Annotated in this window: 27 protein-coding genes; 14 read left to right on the top strand and 13 right to left on the bottom strand. The window is 69.6% G+C overall.

Annotated elements, in window-relative coordinates; genetic code table 11:
- Positions 1–2 precede the first annotated feature (2 nt).
- Positions 3–956, top strand: coding sequence for a phage tail tube protein (locus LPC08_RS00875; RefSeq protein ID WP_230450855.1), 954 nt, complete (start codon positions 3–5; stop codon positions 954–956).
- A 30-nt stretch (positions 957–986) separates the two neighbouring features.
- Here the strand turns inward: LPC08_RS00875 and LPC08_RS00880 are convergent, their stop codons facing one another.
- The gene (locus LPC08_RS00880) at positions 987–1,526 is read right to left on the bottom strand and encodes an NYN domain-containing protein (RefSeq protein ID WP_230450856.1); all 540 of its coding nucleotides are present in this window, start codon (positions 1,524–1,526) and stop codon (positions 987–989) included.
- 175 nt (positions 1,527–1,701) lie between these two features.
- On the opposite strand from LPC08_RS00880, the gene LPC08_RS00885 reads away from it, so the two are divergent.
- From LPC08_RS00885 to LPC08_RS00915, 7 genes are all read left to right on the top strand, one after another.
- Positions 1,702–2,079, top strand: coding sequence for a phage-derived protein YdaY family protein (locus LPC08_RS00885; protein WP_230450857.1), 378 nt, complete (start codon positions 1,702–1,704; stop codon positions 2,077–2,079).
- A gap of 164 nt (positions 2,080–2,243) precedes the next feature.
- The gene (locus LPC08_RS00890; protein WP_230450858.1) at positions 2,244–2,396 is read left to right on the top strand and encodes a hypothetical protein; all 153 of its coding nucleotides are present in this window, start codon (positions 2,244–2,246) and stop codon (positions 2,394–2,396) included.
- A gap of 29 nt (positions 2,397–2,425) precedes the next feature.
- Positions 2,426–4,582 (top strand): tape measure protein, encoded by a 2,157-nt coding sequence (locus LPC08_RS00895; RefSeq protein WP_230450859.1) that lies wholly within the window; start codon positions 2,426–2,428, stop codon positions 4,580–4,582.
- A gap of 5 nt (positions 4,583–4,587) precedes the next feature.
- Complete coding sequence (locus LPC08_RS00900; RefSeq protein ID WP_230450860.1) at positions 4,588–5,274, top strand: hypothetical protein; 687 nt, start codon at positions 4,588–4,590, stop codon at positions 5,272–5,274.
- On the top strand, positions 5,274–5,840 hold the full coding sequence (locus LPC08_RS00905; RefSeq protein WP_111472463.1) for a hypothetical protein: 567 nt from the start codon (positions 5,274–5,276) through the stop codon (positions 5,838–5,840). Before LPC08_RS00900 ends, LPC08_RS00905 begins: the two co-directional genes overlap by 1 nt.
- Positions 5,837–6,190, top strand: coding sequence for a DUF6950 family protein (locus LPC08_RS00910; protein WP_230450861.1), 354 nt, complete (start codon positions 5,837–5,839; stop codon positions 6,188–6,190). Before LPC08_RS00905 ends, LPC08_RS00910 begins: the two co-directional genes overlap by 4 nt.
- Positions 6,190–8,211 (top strand): phage tail protein, encoded by a 2,022-nt coding sequence (locus tag LPC08_RS00915; protein WP_230450862.1) that lies wholly within the window; start codon positions 6,190–6,192, stop codon positions 8,209–8,211. The genes LPC08_RS00910 and LPC08_RS00915 overlap by 1 nt, the downstream gene beginning before the upstream one ends.
- A gap of 6 nt (positions 8,212–8,217) precedes the next feature.
- Here LPC08_RS00915 and LPC08_RS00920 read toward each other — a convergent pair whose 3' ends face one another.
- On the bottom strand, positions 8,218–8,544 hold the full coding sequence (locus LPC08_RS00920) for a YnfA family protein (RefSeq protein WP_230450863.1): 327 nt from the start codon (positions 8,542–8,544) through the stop codon (positions 8,218–8,220).
- Between the two features lie 33 nt (positions 8,545–8,577).
- Between LPC08_RS00920 and LPC08_RS00925 the strand changes: the two genes are divergently transcribed.
- Positions 8,578–10,407: a pectate lyase family protein gene (locus LPC08_RS00925; protein ID WP_230450864.1), complete on the top strand. Its 1,830-nt coding sequence runs from the start codon at positions 8,578–8,580 to the stop codon at positions 10,405–10,407.
- 56 nt (positions 10,408–10,463) lie between these two features.
- Here LPC08_RS00925 and LPC08_RS00930 read toward each other — a convergent pair whose 3' ends face one another.
- From LPC08_RS00930 to LPC08_RS00945, 4 genes are all read right to left on the bottom strand, one after another.
- Positions 10,464–11,789 carry an MFS transporter gene (locus LPC08_RS00930; protein ID WP_230450865.1) on the bottom strand — a complete coding sequence of 442 codons (1,326 nt, stop codon included), beginning with the start codon at positions 11,787–11,789 and terminating at the stop codon, positions 10,464–10,466.
- 54 nt (positions 11,790–11,843) lie between these two features.
- On the bottom strand, positions 11,844–12,491 hold the full coding sequence (locus tag LPC08_RS00935; protein WP_230450866.1) for a transmembrane anchor protein: 648 nt from the start codon (positions 12,489–12,491) through the stop codon (positions 11,844–11,846).
- Between the two features lie 12 nt (positions 12,492–12,503).
- A complete protein-coding gene (locus LPC08_RS00940; protein WP_230450867.1) occupies positions 12,504–13,226 on the bottom strand; it encodes a HupE/UreJ family protein in 723 nt (240 codons plus the stop codon).
- A 61-nt stretch (positions 13,227–13,287) separates the two neighbouring features.
- On the bottom strand, positions 13,288–13,566 hold the full coding sequence (locus LPC08_RS00945; RefSeq protein ID WP_230450868.1) for a hypothetical protein: 279 nt from the start codon (positions 13,564–13,566) through the stop codon (positions 13,288–13,290).
- A 118-nt stretch (positions 13,567–13,684) separates the two neighbouring features.
- On the opposite strand from LPC08_RS00945, the gene LPC08_RS00950 reads away from it, so the two are divergent.
- Entirely contained in the window at positions 13,685–13,963 is a 279-nt protein-coding gene (locus tag LPC08_RS00950; RefSeq protein ID WP_111472471.1) for a metal-sensing transcriptional repressor, read from the top strand.
- Positions 13,964–14,013: 50 nt separating this feature from the next.
- Here the strand turns inward: LPC08_RS00950 and LPC08_RS00955 are convergent, their stop codons facing one another.
- The 5 genes from LPC08_RS00955 to LPC08_RS00975 form a co-directional block, all read right to left on the bottom strand.
- Positions 14,014–15,213 (bottom strand): MFS transporter, encoded by a 1,200-nt coding sequence (locus LPC08_RS00955; RefSeq protein ID WP_230450869.1) that lies wholly within the window; start codon positions 15,211–15,213, stop codon positions 14,014–14,016.
- A gap of 23 nt (positions 15,214–15,236) precedes the next feature.
- Positions 15,237–15,839, bottom strand: coding sequence for a class I SAM-dependent methyltransferase (locus LPC08_RS00960; protein ID WP_111472473.1), 603 nt, complete (start codon positions 15,837–15,839; stop codon positions 15,237–15,239).
- Positions 15,840–15,949: 110 nt separating this feature from the next.
- A complete protein-coding gene (locus LPC08_RS00965) occupies positions 15,950–16,303 on the bottom strand; it encodes a DsrE/DsrF/TusD sulfur relay family protein (RefSeq protein WP_230450870.1) in 354 nt (117 codons plus the stop codon).
- Entirely contained in the window at positions 16,300–17,331 is a 1,032-nt protein-coding gene (locus tag LPC08_RS00970) for a VTT domain-containing protein (protein ID WP_230450871.1), read from the bottom strand. Before LPC08_RS00970 ends, LPC08_RS00965 begins: the two co-directional genes overlap by 4 nt.
- Positions 17,331–18,167, bottom strand: coding sequence for a sterol desaturase family protein (locus tag LPC08_RS00975; RefSeq protein ID WP_230450872.1), 837 nt, complete (start codon positions 18,165–18,167; stop codon positions 17,331–17,333). Before LPC08_RS00975 ends, LPC08_RS00970 begins: the two co-directional genes overlap by 1 nt.
- 82 nt (positions 18,168–18,249) lie before the next feature.
- Here LPC08_RS00975 and LPC08_RS00980 point away from each other — a divergent pair, with 82 nt between their 5' ends.
- A complete protein-coding gene (locus LPC08_RS00980) occupies positions 18,250–18,918 on the top strand; it encodes an ArsR/SmtB family transcription factor (RefSeq protein WP_230450873.1) in 669 nt (222 codons plus the stop codon).
- A 97-nt stretch (positions 18,919–19,015) separates the two neighbouring features.
- On the opposite strand, the gene LPC08_RS00985 is transcribed toward LPC08_RS00980, so the two are convergent.
- Both LPC08_RS00985 and LPC08_RS00990 read right to left on the bottom strand, forming a co-directional pair.
- Positions 19,016–19,861 (bottom strand): LysR family transcriptional regulator, encoded by an 846-nt coding sequence (locus LPC08_RS00985; RefSeq protein ID WP_230450874.1) that lies wholly within the window; start codon positions 19,859–19,861, stop codon positions 19,016–19,018.
- Positions 19,858–20,844 (bottom strand): NAD(P)-dependent oxidoreductase, encoded by a 987-nt coding sequence (locus LPC08_RS00990; RefSeq protein WP_230450875.1) that lies wholly within the window; start codon positions 20,842–20,844, stop codon positions 19,858–19,860. The genes LPC08_RS00985 and LPC08_RS00990 overlap by 4 nt, the downstream gene beginning before the upstream one ends.
- 62 nt (positions 20,845–20,906) lie before the next feature.
- On the opposite strand from LPC08_RS00990, the gene phnC reads away from it, so the two are divergent.
- Genes phnC through phnE form a run of 3 tightly spaced genes read left to right on the top strand, consistent with a single transcriptional unit; the run spans position 20,907 to position 23,388 of the window.
- The gene (gene phnC, locus LPC08_RS00995; protein ID WP_441295822.1) at positions 20,907–21,722 is read left to right on the top strand and encodes a phosphonate ABC transporter ATP-binding protein; all 816 of its coding nucleotides are present in this window, start codon (positions 20,907–20,909) and stop codon (positions 21,720–21,722) included.
- The gene (gene phnD / locus LPC08_RS01000) at positions 21,719–22,588 is read left to right on the top strand and encodes a phosphate/phosphite/phosphonate ABC transporter substrate-binding protein (protein ID WP_230450876.1); all 870 of its coding nucleotides are present in this window, start codon (positions 21,719–21,721) and stop codon (positions 22,586–22,588) included. Before phnC ends, phnD begins: the two co-directional genes overlap by 4 nt.
- Positions 22,588–23,388: a phosphonate ABC transporter, permease protein PhnE gene (phnE, locus tag LPC08_RS01005; RefSeq protein ID WP_370643277.1), complete on the top strand. Its 801-nt coding sequence runs from the start codon at positions 22,588–22,590 to the stop codon at positions 23,386–23,388. Before phnD ends, phnE begins: the two co-directional genes overlap by 1 nt.
- The last annotated feature ends 97 nt before the right edge of the window (positions 23,389–23,485 follow it).

The raw sequence follows: 23,485 nt of genomic DNA on the forward strand, positions 1-23,485 counted from the left end.
CGATGCCCCGTGCCATCGGCGCGAACTCGCGCCTGCTCATGATCCCCGAGGTTACCTACGGCACCGCCCCGGGCGGCAACTGGCGGCGCGTGCCGTTCCTGTCATGTGACCTGGGCGCAGAGCAACCGCTGCTGGATGCCGACGTGATCGGTGTGGGCAGCAACCGGGATCCGGCGGCGCCCTTCCTCGACACCGTGACGGTCGCCGGCCAGGCAGTGGTGCCCGTCGATCTGATCAACATCGGCCACTGGTTGCGGCTGCTGCTTGGTGCGCCGACCACCACCGGCACCACCAACTTCATCCACACGTTCGGCTCCGGCGCGGCCTCGCTGCCCAGCAACGCGATGGAGGTCGGCTATCCGGACGTGCCGTCCTTCGATGTCTGCACTGGCGTGCGCGCCGACACGCTGGAACTGGACTTCACGCCGACCGGCGCGGCCACCGCCACCTTCGGGCTGCTTGGCCAGGGTTCGGTGCGCACGGGTGCGACCTCAGGCGGCACGCCGACCAGCGCGGCCTACACCGCCTTCAATAAGGCGCAGGGGTCCATCACCCGCAGCGGCGCCGCGCTGGCGCAGGTCACCGGCGCGCGGCTCACCTATGCCAACGGCATGGAGGCGGTGCGCACCATCCGCGCCGATCGCCGCGTCGAGGGCGTGGACCCTGGCATTGCGCGCTGCACCGGCCAGATCACCGTGCGCTTCGAGAACACCACGCTGCTCGCCCAGGCACAGGCCGGCACCTCGGCGGAGTTTGCCATGGCCTTCACGATCGACGCGAACCGCAGCCTGACCATCACGCTGCACGAGGTCTATCTCGCGCTGGCCAAGACCCCGATCGAAGGTCCGGCCGGTGTGGAGGCCAGCTTCGATTTCCGCGCCGCCTTCAACGCGACGGCGACGCGCATGATGACGGCGGTGCTGCGGAACCAGCAGGCGGGGACGGAGTATGCGTGATGCTGCCGCCGAAGCTCTTGATGTGCCCCATCAAGGGCGCAAAGCGTCCAAGTGCTGATTGAGCGATATGAAGTTTGAGCATGCGGCCTTCAGCTCCCGCGAGGCATGGTCCCAGAAGACGACATCGACTTGGAAACCGTCGGATACGAGATTTTCCACTGCGGGAACGTAGTCACTGTCCCCTGACACGATGGTAAACACGTCTCCAGGCTGCGCGCTCTTGTAGGCATCACGCGTTAGCGCCGCCACGATCCCAGTGTCGATCTTCTTTTCCTTATTGGCGAAGTTGCGGTCATGAGTAACGACCTCAAAACCAGCGCGCTTTGCAAGGTTCCAAACCGCGTCATTCTCCGGGGGACGAGATCCAAACAGCATGGCGCGGGCCGTGCCCTTGGGGTCAGTGCCAGCCACAAACTGGTAGAGCTTCCCAAAGCTCATCCGATAGCTCGTATCGAGAATTCGGTTGTCAAATGCGTCATAGATGTTCAGCGCCATGCCCTTGGCGAGTGCGCTGACCCTTTGTCCCTCGATGAAGACGTTCGAGTTATCGACGTAGATCCAGTCAGCCATCAAAACATCCTTCGCTACGGTTAAGTATTCGGCGCGGTGTGTAACGCCGGCCCAGAGCCGATTCGGGCCGGCCGTTCGTGCAGCATAGTCAGCGCGTCAAGCCGACGCACTCTTCGGGGCGGCCAGCAGCAGCTGGCCAATCGTTCGTAGGTAACCAATCACAAGGGATTGCGAAATGCTCACCCTCGACCTCCCGGTCGAGCCGTACTGGCTCGACCTGCCGCGCGGCGTCCGCGTGGAGATCCGCCCCGTCACCACCGCTGTGATGGCCGCCGCCCAGGCCAGCTCCTCCCGCCGCCTCGGCGCGCTGCGAGCCGCCTCCGAGGACCTCGACCCCGACATGGCCCGCGGCCTGGCCTTCGCCTTCCTGGTCAAGGCGCTCGCCCGCCACGCCGTCACCGCCTGGGAGGGCGTCGGCGACGCCGCCGGCAAGCCGCTGCCGCTCTCGCCCGAGGCGGTCGAGCGCCTGATGGACATGGACGAGATCGCCGCCGCCTTCTGGGACCGCGCCACTGGCCCGGTCGCCGCCGTGGCGCTGGAGGGAAACGACTAAGGGCTCGGGCCGAATGGCACTTCGGCCAGGGCCCTGACTACTGCCGCGGCTGCGCGGCCCTCGACCGCGACTGCGGCCTCGCCTGCCCCTACGCCGCCCAGGCCCCGGCCAGTGTCGAGGGCGCCGCAGCTTGGGCCGCCGGCACCACCTGCGCCACGGCGACGATGACGGGCCTCGACCTCGACATGCCGGCCGCCCTCGCCACCGCCCGCGAGATGGGCGCCACCGGCTGGGCCGCGGCCGAACTGCTGCTGGCCATGCGCATGGGCTTGGCCGCCGGCAGCGCCGCACGGCGCACTGATCCCCCCGGACCCTGACCACCACACCGATGCAGGAGGCGTGACGCATGGCGGATAGCACGCGCCGCGTCTCGGTCCGGCTATCGCTGGACGATGCCGGCCGGGTCAAGCAGGAGCTGCGCGAGGTCGGCGAGACCGGCCAGCGCAGCCTGGAGCGCATCCAGGGCGGCGCCGATCGCGCCTCCCGCGCGTTGGACCTGCTCGACATCGCCGTCCGCGGCGTTCAGATCGCCGGCCTCGCCGCTGGGCTGCGCGCCGTGGTCGTCGCCGGCGACGCGCTCACCCAATCCATGGGCCGGCTCAACACGGCGCTGGGCTCCGTCGAGCGTGCCGGCGAGATCTACGACCGGCTGTATCGCGACAGCCTGCAGACCGGCGTCGCCGTGCGCGAGAGCGTGGACGCCTTCGCCCGCTTCTCGATCGCGGCGCGCGAAATCGGCGCCACCTCGGACCAGGTCGCCACGCTGGTCGGCGGCCTGCAGCGCATCGCCATCGCGTCTGGCGCCAGCCAGCAGGAGATCGCCTCCTCCACTCAGCAGCTCGCCCAGGCGCTGGCCTCGGGCACGCTGCAGGGCGACGAGCTGCGCTCGATCCTGGAAGGTCTGCCGACCCTGGCGCAGGCGTTGGCGCGCGAGCTCGGCGTCTCCATCGGCGAACTCCGAAAACTCGGCTCCGAGGGCAAGCTCACCGCCGACACGGTGTTCCCCGCGCTGCTCCGCGCCGTCGAGCGGCTCAATGGCGAGTTCGAGCGGGCACCCCTCTCGGTCGGCCGCGCCTTTGGGCAGCTCACCGCCGCCGCCGATCAGTTCCTCGCCCGGCTCGACCAGGCGATCGGCCTGTCCAACGCCCTGGCGCGGGCGTTGTCCGGCGCCGCGCGCGTGCTGGACGGCGTGCGCCGCGGCTCCGGCCTGCTGCTCCCCTCCGAGCAGGAAGCCGACCGCCGCGCCCAGGCCGAGGCGCTGCGCGCCCAGATCGCCCGCCTCGAGGCGGAGAACGATGGCCGCGACAGCCTGCGCTCGCAGCCCCGGCGTGGCTCGATCCGCGGCGGGCTGGTCGGCACCGCCCAGCAACAGGCCGGCGTGGATCGCGCCGCCCGGCTGGAGGAGCTGCGCCGGCAGTACCAGGAGCTGTCGGAGGAAATCACCCGCGGCGAGCAGGCCGCCGGCGAGCGCCAGCGCACCGAGCAGGAGGCCGCAGCTGGCCAGGCCGCCGAGGCTCGCCGGCGCCGCACGGCCGCCGATGCCGAGGAACTCCGCAAGGCGCTCGACGATCGCTTCCGGATCAACAGCGAATACGACGACCGCGTCCGCCGCCTGCGCGAGGCCGAGGCCGCGGGCGGCATCACCGCCGCCGATCGTACCCGCCTCGAAACCCTGGCGCTGCGCGAGCGCGACGAGGCGCTGCGCCGCATCGAGGGCACCACCCGCCGCGTGGCTGCCATCCCGCGCCCCGACCGCGAGGCCGAGCGCGAGATTAACGACATCATCCGCGAGCGCGAGCGGCTGATCCAGAACAACGAGAACGCCCAGGAACGCTACACCCGCCGCCTCGAAACCCTCGGCCGGCTGGTGGAACGCGCCGACCGCATCGGCCAGCCCATCCCCGACGAGACGGTCTCGCGCGAGGCCAATGCCGCGCTGGAGGAGTTGGAGCGCAGCCAGCAGCGCGTCCAGCAGGCGACCGAGCGCACCAGCAACACGGCGCGCGAACTCGGCCTGACCTTCTCCTCCGCCTTCGAGGACGCGATCATCAAGGGCGAGAGCTTCTCCAAGGTGCTGCAGGGCATTCTGCAGGACATCGCCCGCATCGTCGTCCGCCGCACCATCACCGAGCCGCTCGGCACGGCGGTGACCTCCAGCCTGGCCGGCTTTGACTTCGGCTCGATCTTCTCGGGGATTGGCTCGGCGCTGGGCGGGCTGTTCCGCGCCGAGGGCGGGCCGGTCGCAGGCGGCCAACCCTATATCGTGGGCGAGCGTGGTCCCGAATGGTTCGTGCCGAACCGCAGCGGCACCGTGCTGCCCAATGGCATGGCGCCGGGCGGGCCGGTGATCAACCAGAGCATCACCATCGACGCCCGCGGCGCCGATGCCGGCGTCGAGGCACGGCTGCGGGTGCTTTCGGCGCAGATCGTCCGCCAGGCCAGTGCGGCGACGCTCGACGCCATCCGCCGCGGCGGCAGCGCCACCTCCATCGTGCGGGGATAGCGGTCATGACGGAATACGCCTGGCCCGCCACGCTGCGTCCGTCGCGGCTGAGCTTCTACCTGCAGCACAACACCCTGCGCTTTGTCTCGCCCGTCACCCGCGCCACCCAGGTGCTGCGGCGCGAGGGCGCGCGCTGGGTGGCAGAGGCGAGCTTCGAGCCGCTGGGGCGCGTGCAGGCTGGGGTGATGGACGGGCTGCTGGCGGCACTCGCTGGCTCGGCGAACACGGTGCGTATCTGGGACTGGCGGCGGGAATACCGCACCGGCGATCCGCGCAGCCAGGGCGATGTTCCGACTGGGCCCTACAGCTTCTCGGACGCGACCATCTTCACCGACGGGACCGGGCTGGTCGTCGGCTCTGGCAATCCGTCGCTGGCCGCGGGCGCGCCGCGCGGCGCGCTGTCGATCGTCACGCAGGGCTGGTGGCCGAGCACCGTGGCGGTCGGCGCCGGCGACTACATCGGCCTCGGCGGTCGCCTTTACATCGCCACCGGCGCGGTCATGGCCTCGGGGGCCGGCACCGCCACCATCGCCATCGCGCCACCGCTGCGCGCCGCGGTGGTGGTCGGCGAGCCGCTGATCCTCTCCCTGCCGAGCGTGCCGATGCGGCTGGTCTCCGACGACGAGGCGGCCAACCCGACGCGGCCGGGCCCCTTTGCCGCGGTCACCATCCGCCTCGAGGAAGCCCTCTGATGTCCGGCACCCCACGCCTCAGCAACCAGGCCGCCTCCGCGGCCACCGCGCCCATCGCCACGCCGGTCGTGCTGGTCGAGCTCGACTTCGCCACCGGCCCCTTTCGCGTCTGGACCGGGCTCGGCCCGCTGGACTGGGCGGGGAAGGTGTTCGAGGGCGCTGGGAGCATCGGCGCCATCTCGGATGTGGAGGAGACGGTGGAGCTGCGTGCCGTCCGGCTCACCCTCGCACTGTCGCCCGTGCCGCAGGAGGTGGTGGATATCGCGCTGGCCGAGCGCAGCTACCGCTTGCGGCCGGTCACGCTGTGGGGTGCGCTGCTCGATGCGCAGGGCGCCTTTGTGGCGGACCCGTTCCCGCTCTGGGCGGGGCTGATGGACACGATGGAGGTGACGGACGGCGCGGAGCCCTCCGTGGCACTGGCCTGCGAGAGCCGGCTGGTGGACCTCGAGCGCGCCGAGGTGCGGCGCTACACGGATGCCGACCAGCAGGCCGAGTATCCCGGCGATCGCTTCTTCGAGTTCGTGCCCGCGCTCCAGGAGGCGGAGATCCGGCTACCGAACCAGTGAACCGGCTGCCCGGCTGGCCGGAGCGGCTGGCGGCGCTGATCACCGCCGCGGAGCATCGGCCCTTCGACGCGACACGCTGGAACTGCGGACGGTTTGCCATGGCGGCGGTGGTCGCTTGCACGGGGCAGCGCCCGTCCTGGCAGCACCGCCCGACCCTCGCCGCGATGGCCGACACCGCCGGCTACCCGCGCGTGCCAGTGCCTTTCGCCCGTGCCGGCGACGTGGTGCTCGCGGCCGATCCCGAGCGCCTCGGCGTGGTGCTCGACGCCGGCCGCGCCGCCTTCGTCGGACCCTCGGGCCTGCTGCGCCTCCCCATCACCGCCTGCACCACCGCCTGGAGGATTGGCTAATGCCGGTCGCCATCCCGTTCATCGCTGCCGCGGCAGGTGCCGCTGCCTCGGCCGTCATTGGCGGCGGCGTCCTGGGCGCCGTGGCGGCCGCCGGCGCCGCCCTGGTGGTGTCCGGCGTGGGTGCCGCGGTCTTCCGCCCCAAGTCGCCCTCCGCCGCCCGCAGCGCCAACGTCACGCCAGGCACCGACACCGGTCCCGGCTCCGGCTTCGATCCCCGCACACCCGGCGCCGGACGCACCCAGTCCTTCCGCCAGCCGATCACCGAGCACCAGATCGTCTTTGGCCGCTGCCGCACCTCCGGCCCCGTGGTGTTCCTGCATTCCGCCACCGATGACGAGGGACGCGCCGATGGCTTCCTCCACGTGGTCGTGGTCCTGGCCGCGCACCGCGTCCGCGCCATCGGCGAGGTCTTCCTCAACGGCACCGCCTCCACCGACGCGAAGTTCGCTGGCCTGCTGCGGATCGAGCGCGCGCTGGGTGATCCCGGCCAGGCCGCCAATGCCAATCTCGTGGCAGACACTGGCGGCCAGTGGACCGCGGCCCATCGTGGCCAGGGGCGCGCCTATCTCGCCGTGCGCCTCAAGCTGCGGCCCGAGGCCTTCCCCTCCGGCGCGCCCAGCCTGTCGGCCATCGTCGAGGGCGCGGACACCATCCTCGATCCGCGCACCGGCGCCACCGGCTGGTCCGACAATCCCGCGCTCTGCCTGGCTTGGTACCTGACCTCGCCCTTCGGGTGGCGCGCCGCCTGGGCGGATATCGACCTGCCCGCGCTGATGGCCGCGGCCAACATCTGCGACGAGATCATGGGCCGCCGCGATGGCACCGCCGAGCGCCGCTACACCGTCAACGGCGCTGTCACCCTGGGCGAGGGCAAGATCGCCATCACGCGCAAGCTGGTGGCTGCAATGGCCGGCGCGCTGGTGGTGAGCGGGGGGCGCTTCTACATCCACGCGGGCGCGCCCGCGCTGCCGGCGGCGACCCTCACCTCCGACGATCTGCGCGGCGACGTCACCATCGTGGGCTCGCGTCCGCGGCGGGATCTCTTCAACGGGGTGCGCGCCGTTTATGTCGAGCCCGCAGCCGCCTGGCAGCCGACCGATGCCCCGCCGCTGCTGGCCAGCAACTACGTCACCGAGGATGGCGGCGAGGCGATCTATCGCGACATGGAGTTCCCGCTCACCACCTCCGCCGCCACGGTCCAGCGCCTGATGAAAATCGAGCTGGAGCGCAACCGCCGCCAGCGCGAGGTGGCGATGCAGGCCAACCTTTCGGCACTGCGGCTGCGGCCCTGGGATGGGGTGACCGTGGCGCTCGAACGCCTGACGCCATTCCCGGCGCGGGTGACGGGATGGGCGCTGGCACCGGATGGCGGGGTCAATCTGCAGCTGGCGGAGGAGGATCCCGCCGTCTGGGCCTGGAACCCGGCGACGGATGAGCGGGCGACGGGGCAGAACCCGTCCGTGGTGCTGCCGAACCCGGGCGTGATCGCCGCGCCAGCGTCTATCCTGGTGGAGACACCACTCGGGGTGACCTTCGCTGCGATCGCGGTGTCCTGGTCCGCCGTGGGCTCGGCCTATCTGGCCGGCTACGAGATCGAGTTCCGACCCAGCTCCGTCGCGGTCTGGCAAGGCTATGCGGGCGGCTTCGGCGCCACCGCCGTGGGCATCCCCACCGCGGAACCCACGGCATTCCGGGTCCGGGCGCAGGCGCGCAGCGGGGCGGTGTCGGGCTGGCGCGAGGCACTGGTGCCGGCCGCCGCGTCGGGCCTGGCCGCGACCGGCATTGCCGGCGGCGTGCGGCTGTCGGGCGGCTTTCCCCCGGATGCCGTGCGGCTGCAGGTGTTCGAGGCCAGCAGCGCCAGCCTGGCCGCCGCGACCAAGCTGGCCAGCGAGCCCACGGCGCTGCCCTGGGATCGCACTGGCCTCACCACCGGCCAGGCCCGCTGGTACTGGCTCCGCAGCGTCTCGGCCGAAGGCAACGTCTCGGCCTTCGCCGGCCCGGTCACCGCCACCGCCACTTGACGCAGATTAAGCGGTGCGAGGACCGAGCAGTATCACTGCCGCTCCTACCAGACAGATGACGGCGCCGATCGCATCCCAACGGTCGGGCCTCACGCCCTCCATGGCCCATAGCCAAACGAGCGAAGCGGCGATGTAGACCCCACCATACGCCGCGTAGGCGCGCCCAGCGGCGGCGCTGTCGACCTGCGCCAAGAACAAGGCAAACGCCATCAGCGACAGCGTGCCAGGCACCAGCCACCACGCCGAAGCTCCGAGGCGGATCCATGCCCAGAAAGCGTAGCAGCCGGCAATCTCTGCCGCCGCACCACCGGCGTAAAAAAGCAAGGTCCGCATCTTCGCTCCGCATCTCGTACCAGGGTGGATAACATGCCGGCTCGCATCGACGACCTGCTGGTCCTCAACGCCAACCTCAACAAGACCGACTTCGCGAAGTACCTGCGCGACCGCGAGGCGGTTTTGCCGAATGACTTCGGCGGGCTGGGCGATGGCGTGGCGGATGATCGCACCGCCATCCAGGCCGCCTTTGATCGCGCCGGCGCGGACCAGAAATTCGCGATGATCCCGCCTGGCACCTGGAACGTCTCCGGCACCGTGACGCTGCCAGGCGGCGCGCGTGGCCTGATCATGCAGGGGACCATCCGCTACACTGGCACAGCGCCCACCTCCGTGCTGGTGCTGGGCGATGGCGGCACCATCCGCAACGCGGAGAAGCTCTACACCGGGCTGAACGTGATCCGGCAGACGCTATCGGACTGGTCCTCCGAGGCGGATATCGGCATCACCGTGCGCAACGTCGATGCGAGCCAGATCGAGCTGCGCCGGGTGGAAGGCTTCACCATCGGCATGCGTACCCTGGGCGATGGCCGCGGCGTGGAGGACAGCACCTTCACGCTGGGCCGCATCGTCAACAACCGCATCGGCCTCGACATCTGGTGCGCGACGGCGACCGCCTGGAACACCTCGATCCGCTACTACGGCGGGCACTTCGCGCAGGCGACGGGGGTGAACGCCGCAATGGACCGCTTCGGGGTGCGGTTCGGGAATGAGGCCGGCGCCTATACCAACCACAATCGCCATGTCTTTGACGCGCCGAACTTCGAGCTCCGCCAGGCCGGCAGCAACATCGCCATCCCCTTCCTGAACGAGACCTCCGGCAGCGCCATCATCGCGCGGAACATGCGCATGGAGGCCTGCTCGCCGCTGGCCGCCCGCCACACCGCCGGGGCGCAGGATTGCGAATACGACATCGCCTGGACCAACACCTACCTGGTCGGCATCGACTACACGGCGACGGCCAATCGCTGCGGCAATGCGGTGATCAACCGGCACCGCGCGCCGGCATCGCGGTTCCAGCGCTTTCTCGCGGGGGTACCGAACACCCGGGCCGCAGCGTTCCGGCAGTCGGCGACCGAGGTCGGCGTGGAGGGGCTGATCACCATCGCGACCTCCACCACCACCGCGACCTTCATGGCGGATTTCTGCTTCAACGGGCTGACCGACCTCACGCCGACCGATCGGGCCGTGACGCTGGCGGCGAACCGCGGACTGGGGTGGATGCTCGATACCTCCCAGGCGAAGGAGTTCGCGCTGGCACATTGGCTGACGAGCGGCGCCTCGGGCGGGCGGCTGTTTGTGCGCGTGTTCGACGGCGCAGGGAATGTCCGCGAGGACATCGCGGGCGACGTCCTGGCCTCGATCACCACCATGCAGTGGAACGGACCGGCCAAGGGGTGGAACGCCGGCGCGCCCATGGATGATGCCAACTTCAATCGCCGGCAAACTATCCGCGTGGGCGCGTCCGTGGCCTATGCGCAGGTGGGCGTGATAGGCTTCGACGGGCCGATCGACCTGCAATCGCTGCGGCTCTATGGGCTGCCAGAAGCCACGCCGGCCGTGCTGAACGGCACGCCGCTGCTGCCACAGTCCGGGCAGCGAGAGTTCGCGGCGGAGGTGTCCTGGGACCTGCCGAGCCTGGCACCGGGGGCGACGGCGCTGATCGACGTCACGGTGAATGGGGCGCGGGCGGGGGATCTTGCGCAGGCGTCGCTCGTCTCGTCGACGCGCTTCATCGAGCTCGACGCGGCGGTGTGGTCGAACAACACGGCGCGGGTGATGGCGCGGAACATCTCTGCGGCGACATTCGATCTGGCGGCGGCGACCCTGTCGGTCGGGGTGACGAAGCGGAGGGTTCCATGACCATCCTCGCCTTTCTGACCAAACGCCTCTGACTCATCAGCGCATCGTGTCCGAATTTAGCGGGGCCAGCGCTGGTGAAGCTCATCGATCACGAAGGCATGGCGGTGGCGGAACGCTCCTCTCGGATCCGGCTGCGCATCGCCCAGATGCGCATGGCCAGGCGGAAGCCGGTCGTGGACATGCTCGACCTCCTCCACATCATCCCTCGGCCACAGCATCATGGCGGCGGCCAGCCCCACCGCGCCCAGTACCGCCAGCACCAGGAAGGTGGCCTCCATCCCTGCCGCCGCCCCGAACCGCCCCGCCACCGGATAGGCGACCAGCCAGCAGGCGTGGCTGAGCGCGAACTGCGCAGCAAACAGTGCAGGACGGTCGCCCGCATGGGCCGAGCGCCGCAGCAGGCGCCCGCTGGGCGTCAGCACCAGGCCATTGCCTAGACCCAGCAACATCCATAGCGGCAGCAGCATCGACCAACTTGGCACCAGCAGCCCGAGCAGCAAGCCGGCAACGAGCAGCCCGGCGCCGGCCATCATGGCTGTGCGGTCTGTCATCACACCATCGAGCAGCCGCGGCACAGCGAGTGCGGCCACCATCGAGCCCGCGCCATAGGCCGCCAGCGTCCAGCCGAGCTCTGCCGCACCCAGGCCGAAGCCCGCGCGCACCAGCACCACGGTGTTCACGATCACCATCGCGCCGGCCATGGCGACCGTGACGTTCAGCGCCAGCAGCCCGCGCAGCCGCGGGGTGGCGAGGTAGATGCGGCTGCCGCGCGTGATGCGGCCCCAGGCGCCCTCCTGCGTTGCAGGCGGCTTCGGCGAGGGCAGCACCACGGTCAGCACCAGGGCGGCCGAGGCGAGGAAGCCCAGCGCATTGCCGGCGAACAACCAATGGAAGCCGACCAGCCCAAGGAGCGCCGCGGCGATCGCCGGGCTCGCCAACGCCTCAAGGTCATAGGCCAGGCGCGAGAGGGACAGCGCCTTGGTGTAATCGGCCTCGTCGGGGAGGATGTCGGGGATCGTCGCCTGGAAGGTCGGCGTGAAGGCGGCCGACCCGGTTTGCAGCACGAAGATCAGCATATAGACCTGCCAGATCTCCGTGACGAAGGGCAGGCACAGCGCGACGGCGGCACGCAGCACGTCGAGTGCCACCAGCAGGCTGCGCCGCGGCACCAGGTGGACGAAGGCGCCAGCGACAGGCGCGATGCCCACATAGGCAATCATCTTGATGGCGAGCGCGGTGCCGAGCACCGCACCGGCATCGGCGCCCGCCAGTTCGAAAGCCAGCAGCCCAAGCGCCACGGTGGCCAGACCCGTGCCGAGCAGCGACAGCACCTGCGCCGCGAACAGGTGGCGATAGGTTTGGTTGGCAAGTGGGCTCACCATGGCGCTTCGAACTCCACAGCCCCCCGCCGGCCGAGGCCGGCGGGGAGGCCGGCCTCAGGGGCGGATGATGCGTGCGTAGTCGCCCGTCGTGCGCAGCGTGACGCTGACATCGCGGCCGGAGCGGTTGCGCCAGAACCAGCCATGGGTGCCGTCGAAGATGGCGGTGAACTCGCCCTGTTCGCCGGAGGACCCACGGCCGTTCCGATAGCTATGCGCGGCGTTCCGCCCTGGATTGGGCGGTTCACCATGCAGGTCGTAGTTGACCGGCCCCGTGGCGGTCCAGCTGTAGCTGGCCCGCGCACCACGACGCATGTCGAGCTTCACTTCCAGGCCTTGGTTCGGTCGGAGCGTGATGGTGGTCTCGTCGGTCCGCGAAGCGGCTGCCGGTGTCGGCGTCTGTGCAGCGGCCGAGCGGATGAACAGCCCGGCGAAGATCGCGCCGGGCAGGCTGGACCGCGGGCCCGGCGTTGCGGCGGGTGGCGCGCGGTCGGCCTCCGCCTCGGCCGCCAATTGCATTTTCAACTCGCCCATCTCGGTCAGGCCCAACGGCCGTCCAATGCCCGTCGGATCGATGCCGTATTCGGCCGGCAGCACGACGGCCACGAGGATGGCCGCGGCCGCGACGATGGCAATGGCCGTGGAGCGCAGCAGCTGCTTCGAGGACGGCAGTTCGGCGCGGGTCGGCAGGTCGGTATTGTACATGTCAGGGATTCCTCAGGAGACGAACCAGCCGGTGAGCTGATAGCCGATCAGCACGAACCCAGCGGTCATCATGACGACGTTGGCGGTATAGGCGTGGCGCAGGAAACTTGGGCTGCGACGCCAGAAGCCCATGGCGATGAGAATGGCGCCGAGCGCCAGCAACTGCCCAACCTCGACGCCGACGTTGAACGCCAGCAGGTTCGGCAGCAGCCCATCGGGAGAGATGTTGTAGTCGAGGATCTTCGAGGACAGGCCGAAGCCGTGGCAGAAGCCGAAGATCAGCGTCGCCAGTTTGGTGTTCGGCTGGTAGCCGAGCCAGCGCTGGAAAGCGCCGAGATTATCGAGCGCCTTGTAGACGATCGAGAAGCCGATGATGGCATCGATCAGGTAGCTGTTGATCCCGATGCCGAAATAGACGCCGGCCAGCATCGTGGTCGAATGGCCGAGCGCGAACAGGCTCACATAGAGGGCGATGTGCTGCAGCCGGTATAGGAAGAAGATCACCCCGAACAGGAACAGGATGTGGTCGTAGCCGGTCACCATGTGCTTGGCGCCCAGATAGATGAAGGGCAGCAGGTGAACGCCGGTGATCTCCTGGATGTAGCCCTTGTCACCCTCGGCGACGGCATGGGCGAGCGCCTCTGTGGTGGCACCCAGCAGGGTGAGGCCGAGGATGCACAGGCATAGCCATGGAATTCGCGACAGGCGCGCGGCGCCCGCGATGATGGGATTCATGAGGTGAGACCGCTCAGCTGAGATAAGGAAGGAATCGTCCGAAGACGGCGGCACGGGCAGCTCAGCCGAGCCCGCGGGGCGGACGTTCCATCCTGCTGTTTGGCCCTGGCGTCAGGCCCTCCTGCCCCAGGATTGCGAGCCGGGTACGCGGCATCCATCGCGGCACCAGGGAGGTCGAACGCACGGTCACCGCCTCATGCACATGGTCTGTGATCGCATGATCGGCGGCATCGTGGGGCCCGGGCAGGTCGTGATCGTCCGTGGCGTGGATGTGGTCGGCAGCACCGTGCATCGTCACCGCTGCGAGGGGCGGTGCGAAGGTGAAGACAAGCAGTGCCACGAGCAGCAGCCTGACGATGTGTCGAAACCCCCTCATGCCGCGCGGCTACCCCACTCCTGTGATACTCGCACCGGATAGCAGATTGACGCTATCCCTACCAGGGGGATAGGACAGGTTCATGAGTGATCCCCATACCCACGGGTCCCACCCCGAAATCGTCAAACGGCTGAAGCGGGCCGAGGGCCATCTGCGCAGCGTGGTCGAGATGATCGAGTCGGGTCGGCCATGCCTGGACATCGCGCAGCAACTTCACGCGGTGGAAGCGGCCATCGCCAAAGCCAAACGCACCCTTATCCACGACCATCTCGACCATTGCTTGGACCACGTCGTCGGCGCGATCCCGCGCGCCGACCGCGGGCCTATCGATGACTTCAAGGCCATCACCAAGTACTTGTGAGTAATCATCCCGCACATCTCCGGCAGGCTTCGTGGGTCGGGCACGCCCGTTCAGGCAGTCGCCCGAAGCCGGCGACGCCGTACCAGGCCAAGCGCCACGATCGCCGCGGCCGCGAGCGTAAGCCAAGGCAGAAGCACGATGTTCAGCATCTGCCATCCGAGCCGATCGAGCATCGCGCCGGCAGCGAGCGAGGAGGCGAGGCCCACCGCGAAGATCGTCAGGTCGTTCGCGGCCTGTGCCCGCGCCCGCTCCGCCTGGGTGTAGGTTTCGGTCAGCAGCGTCGTGCCGCCGATATAGAGGAAGTTCCACCCCACGCCGAGCAGCACCAGCGCCGCGGTGAAACTGTGGAAGCCCGTCCCCGTCAGCGTCATGCCGACATGCGCGCAGAGCACCACCACCCCGGTCAACATGATCCGCAGCACCCCGAAGCGCGCGATCAATGACCCCGTGAAGAAGGAGGGCAGGAACATGCCGAGTGTGTGCGCCTGGATCACTCGCGCCGCGTCCGCGATGCCGTGCTCGTGGTGGATCATGGCGAGCGGCGTTGCCGTCATGGCAAGGATCATCACACCATACCCGGTCGCCGCACCGAACAGCGCCACGAGGTAGGATGGCTGGCGAACGATGCTGCCAAGCGGGCGTGGCGTCGCTGCCCCTGCTACTGCGGCCGCGGGCGGTGCCGCCGGCATGCGCAGGCCGAGCAGAATTCCCATAGCAAGCAGGCTGACGACCGAGAGCAGCCGGAATGACCCGGTGAATTCCGGCTCCAGCAGCGGACCGCCATGCCGCCCGAGCTCCGGCCCGACGATCGCGGCGAAGACGCCGCCGGCGAGCACGTAGGAAATGGCACGCGGCCGGAAGGCGGCATCGGCCACTTCGGCCGCGGCAAAGCGGTAGAATTGGGCGAAGCCCTGATAGGCGCCGATCAGCAGTGTACCGAAACCGAGCAGCACGAGCGACCCGGTCCAGATGCCGGCGGCGCCGCAGAGCCCGCCGAGGACGCCGAGTGCCGCACCTATGAGGAATCCATATCGGCGGCCGCGCCGCGCCATCAGCATCGAGGCCGGAAAGGTCGCCGCGGCCGTGCCGAGGAACATCGCCGCGATTGGCGCGGTGACGAGCCATGGCGCAGGGGCGAGGTACGTCGCGGCCAGCGCAGCGACCGTCATCACCAGCACGGATGCGGTCTGGAACAGAGCCTGGGCCGAGGCGAGCAGCAGCACGTTGCGGGTTTGGTGCGTCGTGGTCATGGCGGCTCCTCGTGAGTGTCGGTTCAGCCGGAAGCCGGCCGGGCGGGCTTATGGACGTGCAGGGCGATGAACGCCGCCCCGAAGGTCGTCACACGGCCGAGCTGCGCATCGAACCCGGAGATCAGTCGCGCCATCGCGGCGTTCGGCGGGTGGAAGACCGCCCCCCGGACGTCGTCGATCACCAGGCTGGCGGCTGCCGCCGCGCGGCGCAACTGGCTGGCCGAGTGGAAGGCCGCGCTGCGCCAGAGCCGCGATCCGATCCAGCCGCGGATGCGCCGGCGCAGCGCCCACAGACTCCAGCGTCCGAGCTCGCCGATCACCAGCCGCCCGCCGGGGCGCAATACGCGCGCCATCTCACGCCAGGCCGTCGCCTCGTCCTTGACGAAGCACAGCACGGTGACGGCCGTGAGCAGGTCGAAAGAGGCGTCGGGGAAGGGCAGCGCCTCGATGCGGCCCTGCACGAAGCGGATGTCCTGCCCGGCCGTTCGCTCCGCCGCCGCGCGCAGCATGGCGGCGTCCGGATCGATGCCGGTCACGCGCGCGCCAGCGGCGGCGAGTTCCACCGCGAGCAGCCCGTCGCCGCAGCCAATGTCGAGACTGTCGAGCCCGACCACGTCGCCGATCATCGGCCGAAGCGCCGCCGCCTCGCAGGCATCCGTGATGCGTCCGAGCGGGGAGGCGCGCCAGGCGCGATAGGCCTCGGGGCCGGTCGGCGTCGGCGCTTCCCGCGTGATGGTCAGAACACCAGCACCTTGTCGGCCTCGGCTGTCGCTTCCGCCAGGGCATCCATGGTGCTGCGGGCGGCGCCTTCCATGACGTCCTCGTCGGTCATCCCGCGGGCATCCATGCAGGTGCCGCACAGCAGCACGCGACCCTTGCCCACGATGACGCGCTTCAGCATGCGCTCGAGGCTGTAGTAGCCCTCCGGCACCTTTTGGCCCCGCCGCGCGGCGCCGACGGCATCGGCCATCAGGAAGACCGTCACCTCGGTCGCGGGATCGCGCTTGAGCAGTGCGCCGGCCAGCCGCAAAGCGTTGTAGCAGCGCTCGGTGCCGTAGGGCGGATCGTTGACGATGAACAGCATCTTCATGTGGGCGCCTCCTTCAGTGTTGCGCTGGCAATCGACGCGTCGTGGGTCACGGGTAGGCCCGCGGCGGCCCAGGCCTTCATGCCGCCCCGCAGCACGGCGACATCTTGATGCCCGGCGGCGACCAGCGCCTCGGCCGCGCGGGCGGAGCGGCGATCGGTCAAGCAGACCAGCACCACCGCGCCCGTGCCGGCCAGAGCCGGGTTCGCCACCAGCGCTTCCACCGGGATGTTGGCGGCGCGCGCGATGTGGCCGAGCGGGCCGGTGAACTCGTCAGCTCCGCGCACATCGATCACCCTCGGCGCGCCGGATGCGGCGAGCACCTGCGACAGGGCATCGACATCGGTCCAGGCCATTGGCTCCGCGGCCGGAGCAGCCCGACGCATGCGACGCAGTAGCCGTGGCAGGAAGGCAATGGCAGCGAGCACAGCGAGGCCGAGCAGCCCATAGCGCAACGCCGCCGCGTCGTCGCCCGAAAGCGCTCCGCGCCCGGCATGGCCGAGCCAGGCATAGGCCGCCGTGCCCGGGATCATGCTGATGGCGGTCGCCAGCAGATACTGGCCGAGCGAGATGCGCGTCAGGCCCAGCGCGTAATTGGCGAGATTGAAGGGCACCGCCGGCACCAGCCGGACCAGCGCGACGAAACGCCAGCCCTCTGCCTCGACCCCGTCGACGACCTTCTTGAGCCGCCCGCCGGCGCGTCGTGCCACCCAGTCGCCGGCAAGATGGCGGGCCACCAGGAAGGCCAGCGTTGCGCCGAGCGTTCCGCCCGCGAGGTTGATCACCGTGCCAAGCACCGGTCCGAACAGTGCGCCGCCGGCCAGGCCGAACACCGAACCGGGCAGGAACAGCACCGTTGCCGCCGCGAAGATCACCACGAAGCCGACCGCGCCCCAGACGCCGAAGCTGCGCACCGCGCTCTCCAGCGCCGTGAGGTCCAGCCGGTCACGCACCAGGAAGGTTGCCGCGACCGCCGCCGCCAGCACCGCTGCCAGCAGCCAGCGGGACAACGGCCGCTGGGGCGCCGACATCAGGCGCGCTCGCGCCGGCCGAGCGGATAGGCGCGATCATCCTCCCGCAACGGCTGGGTCAGCATGCGGTCGAGGCGGAGCTCGCGCGGGTCGCGGAACTGCTGGATGCCAATGGTCATGGCGTCGTGCCCGGCTGCGGGCTGGGCGCGGTAGGTGCCGAAGATCCGGTCCCAGACCGCCAGGTTGAAGCCGAAATTGCTGTTCGTCTCGCGCGGGACCACCGAGTGGTGCACGCGATGCATGTCAGGCGTGACCAGCACCAGGCGCAGTGCTCGGTCGAGCCAGCCAGGCAGGCGGAGATTGGCGTGGTTGAACATCGCGGTGGCGTTCAGCAGTACCTCGAAGATCAGAACCGCGACCGCCGGTGCGCCGAGGGCGACCACCACCATCAGCTTGATGACCATGGAGAGCACGATCTCGACCGGGTGGAAGCGCAGGCCCGTCGTCACGTCGAAATCCAGATCGGCGTGATGCATTCGGTGCAGCCGCCAGAGCAGCGGCACCGCGTGGAACATCACGTGCTGGAGGTAGATGGCGAAGTCGAGAACCACGATGGCGAACACGACCGCGAGCGGCTGCGGCATGCCGAGCCAGGGCAGCAGCCCCACCCCGCGGCCCTCCATGGCGAGGGCGATGCCGACGGCGGCGGTCGGGAAGAGGATGCGCACGATTAGGCTGTCCACCACGACGACGCCGAGGTTGTTCGGCCAGCGCAGCCAGCGTCCCGCTGCGCGCTGCCGGCGCGGAAAGAAGGCCTCCAGGCCGGCCATCAAGGCCAGCACACCGACAAAGACCGCCAGGCGGATGAGGGGCTCGTTCGCGAGCAGGCTGTCCATTGCGGCCGATCCTGGTTGACGCGGCCATGGCGACCGCTCATCATTCAATAATACCATTGAACGTAGGAATGAGACCGCATCCGTGTCAAGCAGTGACGCTTCCCCCAAGCAGCGCCTTCTGGCCCAGTTCGCCGCCGTGGCGCGTGCCCTCGGCCATGAACATCGGCTCGACCTGCTGGAACTCCTTGGCCAGGGTGAGCGCACGGTCGAAGGCCTGGCTGCGCGATCGGGCCAGCCCTTTGCCAACACCTCACAGCACCTGCAGCACCTCCGCCGCGCCGGTCTCGTCGAGACGAGGCGGGAGGGCAAGCACGTCGTCTATCGCTTGAAGGATGAGGCGGTGCTGGCACTGATGACTGCGCTGCGCCACGTCGCGGAACGGAACATCGCGGAGGTGCAGCAGATCGTCGCGACCTACTTCTCCGCCCGCGACAGCCTCGAAGCCGTGACGCGGCAGGATTTGGTCGGCCGCCTGAAGGCGGGCGACGTCGTCGTGCTTGACGTGCGTCCGGAGGATGAATTCGCGGCCGGTCACCTTCCGGGCGCCCTCAACGTGCCTCTCGCCTCGCTCAATCGGGCTATGGCCGCGTTGCCACACGACAAGGAGATCGTCGCCTACTGCCGCGGACCGTACTGCGTGTTGTCGTTCGACGCTGTTGACGCACTGCGCGGCTCAGGGTTCCAGGCCCGACGCCTCGAGGACGGGTTCCCGGAGTGGAAGGCCGCGGGCCTCACTGTTGAAGTAGCCTGAGGACGAAACGGTCGCCGCAGTATCCGCAGGAACCCATAGGGACGGAGCCTCCGCGATAGGCAATGGTTCAAGCCCGGGCGCGCTGCCTCCGAAAGATCTATCCCAGCTCGCGCACGCGCTCATAGAACAGCCGCGCCGGCGCGCGCCGCGGCAAATCGGCGGGAAGCACTGCCCAGATCTGTCGGCGCATTGCCGGGCCCGCAAGGGCGACCCTGACCAGTGAGCCCGCCGCCAACTCGTCGCGCGCCGCACATTCCAGCAGCACCGAGACGCCAAGCCCCGCCGCCACCGCTCGCTTCACGCCCTCAGTGCTGCCCATCGCCCGGGCCACGCGCATCGGGGGCGCCGCGCTGCCCAAGGCCTCGGCCAGCACCCGGCCCATGCCGGTGCCGGGTTCTCCGCCGATCAACGGCTCGGCCAGGAAGATCTCCAGCGGTATCGGTTCCGTGCCCGCATAGCGGTGGCCTGGCGGCACGATGCCGATGACTGGCTCCTCCCGCCACGGCAGCGCCTCGAAGCCTGGTCGTCCGTCCCACCATTCGGTGAAAGCGATGTCCGTCTCGCCAGCCGCCAACAACTCGAGTGTCTCTGGGTTGGAGCCGAGGCGCAGTTCCTCTTCTGCACGCAGCAGTGGCGGAAGTAGGTAAAGGCCCGGATTGCGCGCCGAGCCGATGACCAGCGGACGCGATGCGAACAGGCTCGCAGCTTGGCGAGCGCCTTCCACAAGGCGGCGGGCATGCGGCAGCAAGCGCTGCCCCTGTGGCGTCGGGGCACCGCCTCGGCGGCTGCGCTGGATGAGCGGCACACCGAGTTCCTCCTCCAACCGGTGTAGGCGCTGGGTCAGCAACGGCTGCGACACGCCCAAACGCCGCGCCGCAGCGCGGAAGCCCCCATCTTCGACGACCGCGACAAAGCTGTTCAGCAGGCCGAGGTCGAGCATCATGCCGCCCTTCCGATCAGACCCGGCACCGGCGCGCCGGCGAAGAAGGAGGCCAGCGATTCCGCGGCCGCCATCTCGATCGCCTCACGCACCTGTGCGACGGCCGAGCCGAGATGCGGCGTGAACAACGTGCGTGGGTGCGCGAGCAGCGCAGGCGGGATCTCGCGCGGGCGGTCCGGAAGGGCCCAGTCCTCCATGGCGAAGACGTCGGCCGCGTATCCGCCGAGGCGCCCGGCTTCGAGGGCCGTCGCCACCGCCGCCTCGTCCACCAGCGAGCCACGCGCCACGTTCACCACGAGCGCGTGGGCCGGCAGCAACGCCAAGCGCCTCGCGTCGAGGATGTGGTGGGTGGCGGGCGTCAGCGGCAGGCCCAGCACCAGCGCATCGGCCACTGGCAGCAATTCCTCGATCGGCGCAGCGGTCACACCCGGCGGGGCCGGGGCGCCCGCGTCATGGCCAAGGATCCGGCAGCCGAAGCCCTGCAACCGCGCAGCCACAGCCTGGCCCACTCGACCGAAGCCCAGCAGCCCAACTGTCGCGTCTTCGAGCCCGGCTCCGTAGAGAATCGGCCGCCAGCCCGCGAAGCCGCCGCCGCGCACCAGCGCATCACCTACGCGCACATGCCGGCCGAGGCCGATGAGCAGCCCGACCGCAAGCTCGGCCGTAGGCGCGGTCAGCAGGTCCGGCACGACGGAGACGACCACGCCACGGCGCTCACAAGCGGCAAGGTCGAAGTTGTCGGCCCCCTTCAGCGCACAGCCAATCATGCGCAGCCGCGGACAGGCGGCGAGGAAGGCCTCGTCCACATGGTCCGTCATGAAGGCGAGCAGCCCGTCTGCCTCGGCGGCGCGGGCGCGCAGCTCCACGACCGGCCAGGGCTCGGGGCCCGGGTTCATCTCGACGGTGGCAAAGCCCCGCAGGCGCGCGAGGACGCGCTCGTGCAGTGGCTGCGTCGCGAGGATGCGAGGTGGCGGGGCGGGTTTCATCGAGACGTCACTCCGATAGCCGTCGTGGCCGGGTTATACGGCCATTAAATTATCAAACAAGCGTGGAGTTGCAAATGAATGATCAAAGAGACCGCGCTGTTGCGCTACGACTGATCGCCGCTGGCGTCGTCTATCCAAATGGCACCCGCGCCCTGCATGCCACGAGCCTCGACTTTGCCGAAGGGGCGTTCACCGTGCTGCTCGGCCCTTCGGGCGCCGGGAAATCCACCTTGCTGCGCAGCCTCAACGGCCTTGTGCCTCTCAGCGAGGGCCATGTGGAGACGAGCCGCCTTGGCGTGGTGCGCGGCACGCGCGGCTGGCGTGAGCACCGCCGCTCCACCGGCATGGTGTTCCAGCAACACCAGTTGATCGGCCGGCTGACCGCCTTCGCCAATGTGTTAACCGGCCGCCTGGGCCACCACTCGACCCTGCGCAGCCTGCTGCCGCTTTCGCCCGCCGAGAAGCACCTCGCACTGGACGCGCTGGAGCGCGTGGGCCTGCTGGAATTTGCGCTGCGCCGCGCCGACCAGCTCTCCGGCGGGCAGCAGCAGCGCGTGGGCATCGCGCGCGCACTCGCCCAGGCGCCCAACCTGATCCTGGCCGACGAGCCCGTGGCCTCGCTCGACCCCGCCACCTCCGAGCGCGTGCTGGCCCTGCTGCACGACATCTGCCGGCAGGACGGGCTCTCCGCCATCGTCTCGCTGCACCAGGTCGACCTCGCCCGCCAGTTCGCCGACCGCATCATCGGCATCGGTGGCGGGCGCGTTGTGTTCGACGGACCGCCCAAGGATCTCGATGAGGCAGCGATCCGCCGCATCTACGGCGGCACCGCGCCCACCCCCGTACATGCCACCCGCATCTTGGAGACCACGCCATGAACCGCCGCTCCCTGCTCGCCGCACCGCTGCTGCTGCCGGCGCTGGCCGCGACCCAGGCCCATGCCCAGGCGCAGAACCCCACTCGCCTGCGCATGGCGCTGCTGCCAGACGAGAACGCCTCCACCATCATCCAGAACGCGCAGCCGCTGCGCACGCATCTGATGCAGGCGCTGGGCCGTGACGTGCAGGTGGTGGTGACGACCGACTACTCCTCCATGATCGAGGCGATGCGCTTCGGCCGCATCGAGATCGCGTATTTCGGGCCGTTCTCCTACGTGCTGGCGAAGTCCCGCGCCGAGGGCATCGAGCCCTTCGCCGTGGGTGTCGAGCGCGGCTCGCCCACCTATCGCTCCATCATCATCGCAACCGCCGACGGTCCGGTGAAGAAGCTGGAGGATGTGCGCGGCCACCCGATGGCCTTCGGCGACCAGGCCTCCACCTCCTCGCACCTGGTGCCGCGCGCCACCATCCTGCGCCGCACCGGCCTGGTGGGCGAGCGCGACTTCCGCGTGGTGCATGTCGGCACGCATGACGCGGTGGCCCGCACCGTGCAGTCGGGCCGCGCCCCGGTCGGCGCGCTGTCGGAGCTGATTTTCCATTCGCTGCTGGCACGGAATGTCATCCAGCGCGAGCGGCTGGTGGACGTCGCCTTCTCCGACCCCATCCCCAACTACCCGATGGTGATGCAGGGCAACCTGGCGCCCGACCTGAAGCAGGCCATCCGCGACGCCTTCCTGAACCTGCGCGACCCTGCACTGCTGCGCAATTTCCGCGTCGAAGGCTTCGCCGCCACCAATGACGCCGCCTACGACGTGCTGCGCGAGACGGCGCGCATCCTGAACCTCGATCTCGGTCGGATGAGCTGATGTCGGGGACCATGCAACAGGGCATCCTGGCGGCCGAGCGTGCCGACGGGCGCCGCCAGGCGCTGCTGGTGGTGGGCGTGCTGGCGATCTGCGTCGTGGCGCTCGCCATCACGGGTTTCTTCGACGCGCAGCGCTTCGCCGAGGGCATCCCGGCGCTTGCGCAGCTCGGCTCGGAGATGATCCCGCCGGATTTCTCGCGCTGGCAGTCATGGGTGCGTCCGCTGCTCGATACGCTGGCCATGTCCATCGCGGGCACGCTGCTGGCCGTGATCATCTCGCTGCCGCTGGCGTTGCTCGCCGCGCCCAACACCACGGTGCACCCGGCGCTGGGGCACGTCACGCGGCTGGTGCTCTCCTTCCTACGCTCGGTGCCGGAACTGATCCTCGGCATCATCTTCGTGGCAGCGGTGGGCTTCGGCGCGCTGCCGGGCGTGCTGGCGCTGGCGCTGCACTCGGTCGGCATGGTCGGCAAGTTCTACGCCGAGGCAATCGAGCATGTGGACCCCAAGCCCCTGGAGGCGGCGCGCGCGGCCGGTGCGACGCGCCTACAAGTCATCATGCACGCTGTGCTGCCCCAGGTGCTGCCGCAGCTCGCGGACATCACGATCTACCGCTGGGAATATCACTTCCGCGCCTCGACCGTGCTGGGCATCGTGGGGGCGGGTGGCATCGGCTTCGAGCTCATCGCGGCGCTGCGCCTGATCGCCTATGACCAGGTGGCTGCCATCCTCATCACCATCCTGGCCTGCGTGGTGGTCGTGGACAGCCTGGGGGCGGCTCTACGGCGGCGTCTCAAGTAAGGACCGAAGAGTTCGCCGCAACGGGCGCGCCCAGCCGGGCACGGGAAGCCGTGCCCGGCAGCCGCGCGGGAGCTGAGCGATCATCGATAGCGACCGC

Source organism: Roseomonas sp. OT10 (genome assembly GCF_020991085.1).
Classification (GTDB): domain Bacteria; phylum Pseudomonadota; class Alphaproteobacteria; order Acetobacterales; family Acetobacteraceae; genus Roseomonas; species Roseomonas cutis.